This is a genomic window from Chloroflexus sp., assembly GCF_034432675.1.
Classification (GTDB): domain Bacteria; phylum Chloroflexota; class Chloroflexia; order Chloroflexales; family Chloroflexaceae; genus Chloroflexus.
The window spans coordinates 1-9,999 of the sequence record NZ_DAOUBI010000128.1; the positions used below are offsets into that span (position 1 = coordinate 1).

The window sequence follows — 9,999 nt, forward strand, 5'->3', positions numbered from 1 at the left end:
CTTGCCTGCTCCTCATGCGCGTGTCGCACTCCACCACTGCACGACACGTGCATAACGAGCGGATACGGCAATCCACCCAGCACGTGTTGGCACGGCTGGAGCGGCGCACTGCCACCGGGCCAGTCGCTCAAACCAGCACCAATAGCGATCATACCCGCCTGATACACACGTGGTTGACACCAGGTATGGGTAATGCATAGCCCAGCGCAGGCAGGGGCAGGTCGCCTCTCATTGCTGGAAGTAGCGCAACTCCAACCCCTTACGCCCGCCGGAGCAATTCTAGCAATGCTGCTGCCAGCTTTTGGCCGTCGTGGCGCAGTACCCGTACCGCTCGACTCTGCTGCGGATTGTCAAGCGATGTTGTGTACTGAATGACCGCTGCCGACAAATCGGCCTCGATAACCATACTACCCTCGATGATCACCCCACGCTGACCATGCATATCGCCAGGGATCGTTGCCAGCTCCTCGTAATCACTTGGATCGAGATAGACGGGGGTTTGATGGGCCGCGGCATAGATGCGCGTTGTCTCTGGATCAATGCGTTGGGCATTAACCAGCACATAGTCTGGGGTGATACCGGCAACCTCTCTGATCACGCGGATATGGTCGGCTACGCGAAAGCCACTCGTTCGCCCTGGCTCGGTCATCAAATTGCAGATAAAAATCTTCTTCGCACTACTTGTCCGTACCGCTTCAGCAAACTCCGTGAGCAAAAAGTTGGGGAGAATACTCTCAAAGAGACTTCCCGGCCCCAACACAATCGCATCAGCTTCACGCAACGCCTCCAGGGTTACCCGTGTCAGTTGCGGGAGCGTCGTCTGACTCAACCGTAATTGACGCACGTGTCGTTCCGCTAGTTCAGGATGCAGGTGAATGTGGCGCACATCGATCAGCGTGCCATCGTCAAGCTCGGCAATCACTTCAAGCGGTTCTGGGGTCGGCACGACGTAATAGACATTCGGTTGGTTTAGCAACCCTGAAGCGCGATAGTAATACTCAACCGGATCGGTGATCGGGACAATACACGTCATGCGATTTACCTGATCGCTTAATCCCGACAAAATCAACATCCCGGCGCCGCCAGAGACCACCACAACTCGTCGTGGCCGACGTGCCTGGTCATACCCCAATACCAGTTCACCATCGGCAGGCAACGGTTGTGGGCGGGGAATAACTACCACGCCGCTAAGTTGCCAGATACCCCCCGCCAGTACCAGGAGCCCGACCACCAGCAGCAGAATACCGCGCAGTGGACGTGGCAGAAATTGCAGAGTCAACCACCAGACAATGTCGGGCAACCCTTCAACGGTACGATAGGCGTGGATAAAGAGGTAAGCAACCCCCAGCGAGAGCAGCACGATCCCGATAAAAGTAAGGGAGAGCGATGGGAGCAGGTGGCGTAATGCGCTTAGACGACTAACGATGTGTTTCATGGGCTGTACCACATCTTGCTCAACACTGTGCATCGTTCAGGTGTGATTCGCGTACTGAAGCGTTACCATGTGTGCTATCGGCGAGTCGCTGGTGAGTGGTTGTCAGTAGGGACACGGCATACCGTGCCCCGTTCAGGTGTAGCATTAGGGTAGGAGCTGGCTGGTGTGTCATAACCTCTATTCTACTTGATTAGACACGCTACAACGGATTACTGAACACCGAATTGAGCACGCAGGGCAGTATACAACGTGCGCAAACCACCATTACTACGTGCCGCTGCTTCGCAAAAGAACAGACCGGCCAGCAATCCATCCGGGCAGGAGCTCCAGCGGCTCAGCGCCACCTCGCCACTCGCCGTCATTGCCACAACCGGTTGCCGTTCGGTATGCAGACCATCACTGGCCAGTTCGAGCTTCATACCGGTCATTTCCTGCCACGCCGCCAGTTGTCGCGGTTGGGCCTGCAACAGGCTATTCGGGGCCGGCGGTGGTGCAATCACCAGGCCTCGCTGCCGGTAGTGGGTAGCAAGGTGATCAGCCAGTAACAGCGCAGACTCAAACGGTTCTAGCACCTCACCGCCCGGTTCAACCACAGCTAGTGCAGTACCATCACCGGAAATCGCCAATCCGAGGTGTGAATCGCTCTCCCGCACCAACTTCCGTAACCGTTGCAGACTCGCTTCAAACGGTTGTGGTGCACCCCGCCCAAAGAGCGGGTCTGGATCACGATTAATCTCAATTGCCCGTGTCTGCCCACCTTCTCCGAACAGGGTCGTAATGATACCGGCAGTTGTACCGGCCATAGCATCGACGAAGAAGGTTAATGGGAGGCGGCGAATAGCTTCCAGATCAATCGCCTGACGTAAGGCCTCGATATAGGGTGTGCGAATATCAATGGTCGCTATACTCGGCGCGGGTGGGGGAAACTCAACGTCTGGCAAAGGGTCAGATGTCGGTGTAATACTCAAACCAGATTTCTCATCAGCGATCAGGAGCAACCCGCCGATGTAGTAAGGGCGATTGCGCGCCGATACATACAACGCACAATTGGCCTGCTTCTGATCGAGCGCGTGGTGGATAGCGGGCAGGGGTGTTGGCGTGCTGGCGAGCAGAGCCGTCGCCCCCTGCGCCGTCAGGTCTTGCGCCAGCGTCTGAGCAAAGAGGTTTGCCAGAAAGCGCGTATCAAAACCGATCAAACAACGCGCACGTTGTTGGGCCAATGCCACCCCAACCGTCATTGCCCGACGACGTAGTTGTTCGAGCGTGAACCCGGCAGTATAGGCTGCCTCCCAGAACTGTAGGAAAGGGCGTCGATACGCGCTCATGCCCGTGTGCGGAACTCCTCGACGACATTCAACATCTCATCGCGAATTGCCTGAACGCGCTCCCATGTCTGCGCCTCGAAGCGGGTCGTAATTGCCGGCTCGGTATTTGAGGCACGTACCAGCCCCCAGCCATCACCAAAATCGATACGCACCCCGTCGATATCAATAATCGGGTACTTACCGGTAAATCGCTCACGTAAGAAATCGATCACTGCAAACTTCCGTTCTTCAGGAAATGGGATTCGTCCTTCATCAATTGAGGGCAATACCGGATACGGTGCCAATGCTTCGCTGAGCGTCTGCCCCAGCTCTGATAGCGCATGCAAGAGGACTGCACCGGCAAACGCGCCATCGTCGAAGTAGCGCCCAGGGAAGGGAAAGATCGTATGTCCGCTCAGCTCACCCCCCAGTACGGCATCAATCTCGCGCATCTTCGCCGAGAGGCTGGTGTAGCCGGTCTTCCACATTACCGGTTCACCACCCAACTCGCGGATAGCCTGCGGCAACACCGCACTACACTTCACATCGAAGACCACCGGCCCTTTGCGCTTCGCCAGGAGCGCCTTCGCCAGCACGATCAGATAGCGGTCGGCAAACACCACCTCGCCATGACCATCAACCACACCCAGCCGATCTCCATCACCATCAAGCCCAATACCGAGATCGGCCCGGTATTCGCGGACTGCGGCCTGCAAATGGCGTAGGTTCTCGACCTTCAACGGATCGGGATGATGGTTGGGAAAGGTGCCATCTGGCTCAATGAAGAGGGGAATAACCTCAATCCCCAACGCCTCATACATTGCGACAGCCAGCGGTCCGGCCACGCCATTCCCGCCATCCAAGACCACTCGCGGTCGCCGACTGCCGAAATCAATCCAGCGCCGTGCCGACTCGACATACGCCGGGCCAATATCTACCTGCTCATAGCCACCATTCCCCTGGACGAACTCCTCCACAGCGGCGATCCGGCCCACCGCTTGAATAGCAGCCGATGGTAATGGTTCAGACCCAAAGCGCGGTTCTGAGCGGCGTAACTTCAGACCATTAAATTCTGGAGGATTGTGACTGGCCGAAACAATGGCTCCGGCATCAGCCCCCAATGCCTCAACTGCAAAGTACATCACCGGTGTGGCCACCATGCCAATATCGATCACATCCATTCCGGTGGCACGTAAGCCGTGAATCAATGCTGCCTGAAATCGCGGTGAACTGAGGCGCGCATCGCGGGCCACGACAATCCGCTGCCGACCCTCATTACGGAAGAGCGTGCCGGTTGCGCGGCCTAACTGTTCATAGATAGCCTCATCGAGATCAACCTCAACGATACCGCGAATGTCATACGCACGAAAGATCGTTTGATTGAGCGCTACGCCCATGCTCACCTCTACTGTGGATGACGTTCCCCGCCAACGTCACGCATATGATCGGGTCAGTTCGATCCTAGCCGAAAGCATGCCATCCGTCAAGATTGCGGGTAAGATCACACACCATGATCCTGGTTGTCGCCTACGCTCAGGTGTGGTATGCTATCGATAGTTGCAGCCATCAACAGCAAAATCATCCAGATAGCACTATGACAGTACCAGTAAGGGTAATTCCCGGCCCGCGTGGCCTACCGATAGCAGGTGTTGCCCCACGTCTATTGGGCGATCCACTTGAGTTCATGGTACGTATTCAGCGCCACTATGGCGATCTGGTCAGGCTTTCGCTTGGCCGCCACACGATGTACCTGGCCGTTCATCCCGACATGATCAAGCGTATCACGCAGGAAAACTGGAAGAACTACATCAAGCGTTACGCAGCCATGGATGAAATCCTCGGCCAGGGTCTGGTCACCAGCAACGGTGCGCATTGGCTTCGTCAGCGGCGGCTGATGCAACCGGCGTTCCACCAGCAGCGTATTGCACGTATGGCAAGCATTATGGTCGAGGAAGCTGAGCAGATGCTGGCGCGGTGGGAGACCTATGCCCGTACCCGGCAACCGGTGGACATTCAACACGAGATGATGCTGCTGACGCAGAAGATCATCGTGCGTACCATGTTCGGCACATCGCTCAACAATGATGAAGCGGAAGCGGTGGGGAAAGCCTTCAACGACACCCTCAACTGGGCAGCCGGTCAGCAATTCCGCTGGTGGCAACCACCGCGCAGTTGGCCGACCCCAGGTAACTTGCAATACCGACGGAACCTCGAACTCCTGGAGCGCACGGTATATCGCCTGATTGAGGAACGTCGCCAGCGCCAGGGTGAACACGATGATCTACTCGAAATGCTGGTCACCGCCCGTGATGCCGACACCGGTGAGCAGATGTCGGTGCAGCAGATTCGTGATGAAGTCATGACCATCTTCCTAGCTGGCCACGAAACCACTGCCGGTACCCTCTCGTGGATATTGCACCTACTGGCTCACCACGGTGAGAGCGAGCGCAAGCTGCGAGCCGAATATGTCACTGTGCTCGGTGGCCGCAACCCCACGCTGGCCGATCTACCGCAGTTGCCGTACAACCGCATGGTTATCGATGAGACGCTGCGCCTCTACCCACCGACCTGGATTCTCAGCCGCGTGCTTGTTGAAGCCGACACGCTGGGCGACTACGAGCTGCCGGCCGGCGCTGTTGTCGCTCTCAGCCCATATGTCACCCACCGCCACCCCGACTTCTGGCCCAACGCCGAGAGCTTCGATCCTGAACGCTTTCGTCCGACGGCCATCGAACAACGTCACAAATTCGCCTACATACCATTCATAACCGGGCCACGGCAGTGCATCGGCAACAACTTTGCCCTTATGGAGATGCAACTCATCCTGCCGATGATCCTGCAACGCTTCCGGGTCAGCGCCATTCCCGGTTATCCGGTACGGCCAATCCCACGCGCTACCCTGCGCCCAGGGCCAATGCAGTGGATGGAGGTGCGAAGAGTGGGTGAGCGATCAGGCCTTTACTGATATACTACCGATTGAAGAAGATGAAAGAAGGTGCTACCGGCAAGAGGGAGATTATGCCAAATATGAACGTAGAGAGCAGTGCACATAGAAACCGGAGCATAACAGTAGCCATTTCAAATATCAGAGCCAAAGATAAACCTTAATGATCACAGAAAGATTTCATTATTTCAAGTGGCTTCTGATTGTCACGCTTATCATTGCTCCTGTCAGCCTCGGCTACCAACTACTACATATCATGGTCGAGCAGCATCGATTATTCGCTCAGATCGACCACCTGGCGCGCACCCCGCGTCAAATCGAGAAGAACACGCTTCCCTACGATCCATGGCGAGACCTTACGCCGCGAACAACTCTCGAAGAACGAGCGGTAGCTCAACAGTTGCTCATTGAAGCACAACGCTTAGCTGCCGCAACACTATACAACCCCGACGCTCCGCGTCAGCTTGGTCGGGCAGCAATCCTGGCCGGTCGCCCAGACATTGCTATTGCCGCTTTCTCAGATGCGGTGAAAAAACGCCCTGATAGCATCCTCACCTGGTTTGAACTAGGAATAGCGTATGAGCAACTTGCGCCTGCCCATGTGATAGCAACGCTCACCCGTACACAGACAGATGATCAAGCCTGGGAATGGTTATCACCGCAGCTGAATCGACAAGAGTGGCGATTACCGGTGAGTGCTGAACCTTCCGACTGGTGGGTGCCAACGGAACCTGTGGCACGAACTGTTGTTGCGAACGAGCATCTGGCGCTACGAGTAACACTACCAACTGCGCCGGTTGTACTCAGTTTTTGGATGGGAAAGTCAACCACACAGCCTGCTACATATCAAGTTATGCTTGACGGTGAAATCATAGGCTCGTTCGCGCTGTCGTCATCCGGCCAAGCTTGGCGCTATGGATACATTGATCTAGCGCCTTGGGCCGGACAGACGGTAGTTATCACGCTACAGACTAATACATTGGCAGCCGGCTGGGGTGATCTTCGCATTGTCGATCCGACGGCCATCGATTGTCTGCGTGTAGATTGTTTACACCGTGCAACAGCAGCTTGGCGACAAGGTGGATTTACGGCCAACGATTTTATACACGCAGGAACGGTAGCGTTCATGCGGCAACGATATGATGAAGCGCTACGATGGTTCGAGAGGGCGGAAAGCATGGGAGGGGACGTCGCAAGTACGGTGTGGTATATTCGCTTCGTGAATGCGAATGACCGCGGGGCGCTCATGCAAAGTATTGCGCTTGATCGAGGTTGGCTCAATATAGAACTCCGTTTGCGCGCATGGTTGCGATGGGCTATCTTCCTGCATGAAGAACAACGTTTTGTCGAAGTCGAGCAGGGTTTACGACATTTGATCGAGACAACTTCCGAGATCGAACCGCGGCACGCCGCGATTTTGTCAGATATATACCGTCAGCTGGCGCTGGCCCTTTGGGCACAAGGTCGGGCTGTTGATGCGCTACCCTATGCAGAAACAGCTGTCGAACTCAACGAACGGAGTACCTGGGCGCACATTCATTACGGTAAGATCCTATATTTTGCCTATCCAGAACGGATCGATCACGTTGAACAAGCGTTTGCAACTGCATTAGCTCTTGAACCAAGTTCGTCAATCTGGAATAATCTGATAGGTTTTTGGCGATGGGTTAAGGATGAAGAGCGGGCAAAAGCACTATGCCAACAAGCTCAACAACAAGGACTGACCGAAGAGGTGGAACAGGAATGCCGTTTTTGATCGGGTGTGATTTTATAAACTAACAACTTGGTCTCATCGTAAGTAGCATGATTTTCTGCTAAGCTGTAAAACAAACTTATATTCAGCATTTTCTAAGTCGTGTATGATAACAAAACAAACCTCATGAAATCCGACACTCTGTGCCTTGAGATGATAAAAACAGAATCTTGTGGTATCCTCCTACCTAGGAGGATACTATGACAGAGGTCATATCTGCGACCTAGCGTTTGGATCATCTGGGCACTATGGTTGGTATTTGTCAGTAGATCGAACTAGCAGCACAGATTGATCGGATAGTCGGGATCACCGAGCATCAAGTCAGTATAGGGGAGGCGGTGCAAGCGATGGTGCTGAACGCCCTGGAATTTGTAGACCACCTCGCTTCGCTAGACTCTAGGAAAAAGTTTTCCCCAACAAGCTGCTAGAGCACCTGTTGCGGCCAAGGCTAACCTCTGAAATGCGCAACGATGATAGTTGTGGCGAGTATTGGATATCCTATGGCAAACGAGAGTGGCAGAGATCTTCGCTCAGTTAGCCTACTATACGCTGCGTCTGTTTGGATTCCAGCATCACTTTGTCCACCTAGATACCACCTCGTTTAGTGTGGAGATGAGACAATAAGCGACTGGAAGAGCCAAAGATCATGTGCATCACAGCTATGCTTTGCCTACCGGCCAGATTTGAAACAGATAGTGGTGGACTTGCTGACCGCTTATCGCATAGTGCTGCTTTTCTGGATTCAATTCTTGGGTCAATGCTATCGATAACCAGACTTCTCCAAAGTGATGCCTGCCACCTATATGGTGCAACTCCAGAATCGGGATATGCCCTATCTGACTGCCGACAGCCTCCTCCATAGCGAGACGAATCTTCAGCAACTTTCTGAAGTGAAATGGTCGACATGGATGCCGAAACGGATCGACCTGACTAAAGCTTTGGTGAAGGGCGTATCGTTCGAGAAAGCGGTGAGAAATCCGATTAGCAAGTAGTTTGATCTATTTCATCTAAAGGATAGCTACGTAACCCTAGAACCTGGGCCAAAACCGATGTCACAAAGAGGGGTTGTTAATCAAATACCGTCGCCAGAGACGACGAGGTTCAGTAAGGAGACGGAAAAACCATTCTAGCCCGCAGCGTTGCATTCAGCGAGGAGCCTGAGGTTTGCGGCCTGTGAGAAAGTCAAAGGCTGCGCCGACGCCGATGAGAATCGGAGCATTCAGCCGGCCAATGTGTTCGACAATCCAGTGCTCTTGCTTAGGGGTGCCGAGGCCCACCCAGACAATGTCGGGGCTAGCTTGGTTGATCATCCGCACAATCTCTTCATCCTCCTCCGAAGTCAGTGGTCGGAAAGGAGGCGAATAGGTCCCAGCAACCACCAGTCCGGGGAAGCGCCGAGAGAGGATATTGGTCAGTTGACCCGGCACGCCTCTCGCCCCGCCATAGAAAAAGTGCTGGTAGTCCTGCGCCACTGACCGCTCACACAGGACCAGCATCAGGTCCGGGCCGTAGACCCGCTCCACGTGGCGGAATCCCTTGAAACGACTCAGCCAGACCAAGGGCATGCCATCAGGGGTATCAAACCGGCTCAGTTGTGGATATACCGCAACTCCTCATCCCGCTGGCTCTCCATCATGCCGTGGACACCGGTGACGCAGATGTAGTGAAATTCTCGACGGGTAATCCACCCATCGATAACCTTCAGTGCCATTGTCATATCAATAGCACTGACACCAATACCTAAGATATTGACACGAGGTATCTCTGACATCATCGTTCTGTTAGTATTCGCTCCAGAATCTTGCATACTTGCTCACGATCTTTGTTGGCAAAATATTAGTCAATTGTTCGCTTCAATCCCTCACGGAAGGTTACCTGCAGCTTCCAATCTAGGAGTTTTTTGTCAGCGAGTTATCCGCCACCCGGTTAAACGGGCCGGTAGGCATATCGGGCCACAGCCTGGTCTCCACCTTGTGGCCGGTATACTCCAGTACCGTAGCACTTTGTTAAGCATAATACTATTTGAGGTATACGCCAAATACTGTCTTTCTGAGGTGTGAAGCGCCGAAAAATCTCGTTCTCGCTAAAACATCCTTTTAGTACGCGAAGCAACGATATTCTTCACCTCCGCGGGAACGGCAAGCCATCCCCTAAGGCTACTGACCTCCTTCTGTCGCCGGGAGCATTGCCAGTAATAGCTCTTTCACTCTTGCTTTCTCTGCCATCCAGACTCCCTCCCGCAGGGCGATGGCCACGACGCTCCAGCCCTTGTGCAACGACTGCATCGCTTCGGATAGCGTGTAGGGAAGACGTCCAGGCTGATGCCCACACCGGGTCTCAGGAAATCCGGCGTGCGCTCGTGGGAGGGTTTTTGGCGCGTCTCACAGATGTGATTTTCTTCATTCGTCGGGCGATCCCCGACCGGGCGGCAATTCCAGCGTGTATCTCCGCAGCCCTAGCGCCTGCGCCAACACCAGGGCCACAAAGAGGGGGTTGTTGATCAGATACCGGCGCCACAAGCGCCGCGGTTCGGTGAGCAGGCGGAAGAGCCATTCCAGGCCGG

The 9,999-nt window shown here is 54.6% G+C and carries 7 protein-coding genes and 2 pseudogenes; 3 read left to right on the top strand and 6 right to left on the bottom strand.

Features of this window, described 5'->3' with window-relative positions; translation table 11 throughout:
* Window positions 1-259 precede the first annotated feature (259 nt).
* From VAE55_RS09455 to VAE55_RS09465, 3 genes are all read right to left on the bottom strand, one after another.
* On the bottom strand, window positions 260-1,435 hold the full coding sequence (locus VAE55_RS09455; protein WP_322815539.1) for a gluconeogenesis factor YvcK family protein: 1,176 nt from the start codon (window positions 1,433-1,435) through the stop codon (window positions 260-262).
* A 209-nt stretch (window positions 1,436-1,644) separates the two neighbouring features.
* The gene (locus VAE55_RS09460) at window positions 1,645-2,760 is read right to left on the bottom strand and encodes a phosphoglucomutase (protein WP_322815540.1); all 1,116 of its coding nucleotides are present in this window, start codon (window positions 2,758-2,760) and stop codon (window positions 1,645-1,647) included.
* On the bottom strand, window positions 2,757-4,136 hold the full coding sequence (locus tag VAE55_RS09465; protein ID WP_322815541.1) for a phosphomannomutase/phosphoglucomutase: 1,380 nt from the start codon (window positions 4,134-4,136) through the stop codon (window positions 2,757-2,759). Before VAE55_RS09465 ends, VAE55_RS09460 begins: the two co-directional genes overlap by 4 nt.
* 197 nt (window positions 4,137-4,333) lie before the next feature.
* On the opposite strand from VAE55_RS09465, the gene VAE55_RS09470 reads away from it, so the two are divergent.
* From VAE55_RS09470 to VAE55_RS19140, 3 genes are all read left to right on the top strand, one after another.
* Window positions 4,334-5,704, top strand: coding sequence for a cytochrome P450 (locus VAE55_RS09470; protein ID WP_322815542.1), 1,371 nt, complete (start codon window positions 4,334-4,336; stop codon window positions 5,702-5,704).
* Between the two features lie 142 nt (window positions 5,705-5,846).
* A complete protein-coding gene (locus tag VAE55_RS09475; RefSeq protein WP_322815543.1) occupies window positions 5,847-7,439 on the top strand; it encodes a tetratricopeptide repeat protein in 1,593 nt (530 codons plus the stop codon).
* A gap of 266 nt (window positions 7,440-7,705) precedes the next feature.
* Window positions 7,706-7,864, top strand: coding sequence for a DUF4277 domain-containing protein (locus tag VAE55_RS19140; protein WP_416181185.1), 159 nt, complete (start codon window positions 7,706-7,708; stop codon window positions 7,862-7,864).
* Window positions 7,865-8,488: 624 nt separating this feature from the next.
* On the opposite strand, the pseudogene VAE55_RS09480 reads toward VAE55_RS19140, so the two are convergent.
* From VAE55_RS09480 to VAE55_RS19145, 3 genes and pseudogenes are all read right to left on the bottom strand, one after another.
* A pseudogene (locus VAE55_RS09480) lies at window positions 8,489-9,001 on the bottom strand (WecB/TagA/CpsF family glycosyltransferase).
* A 23-nt stretch (window positions 9,002-9,024) separates the two neighbouring features.
* Entirely contained in the window at window positions 9,025-9,147 is a 123-nt protein-coding gene (locus VAE55_RS09485; RefSeq protein ID WP_322815544.1) for a hypothetical protein, read from the bottom strand.
* Window positions 9,148-9,835: 688 nt separating this feature from the next.
* Window positions 9,836-9,999, bottom strand: a pseudogene (locus VAE55_RS19145) (glycosyltransferase); the annotation flags it as partial.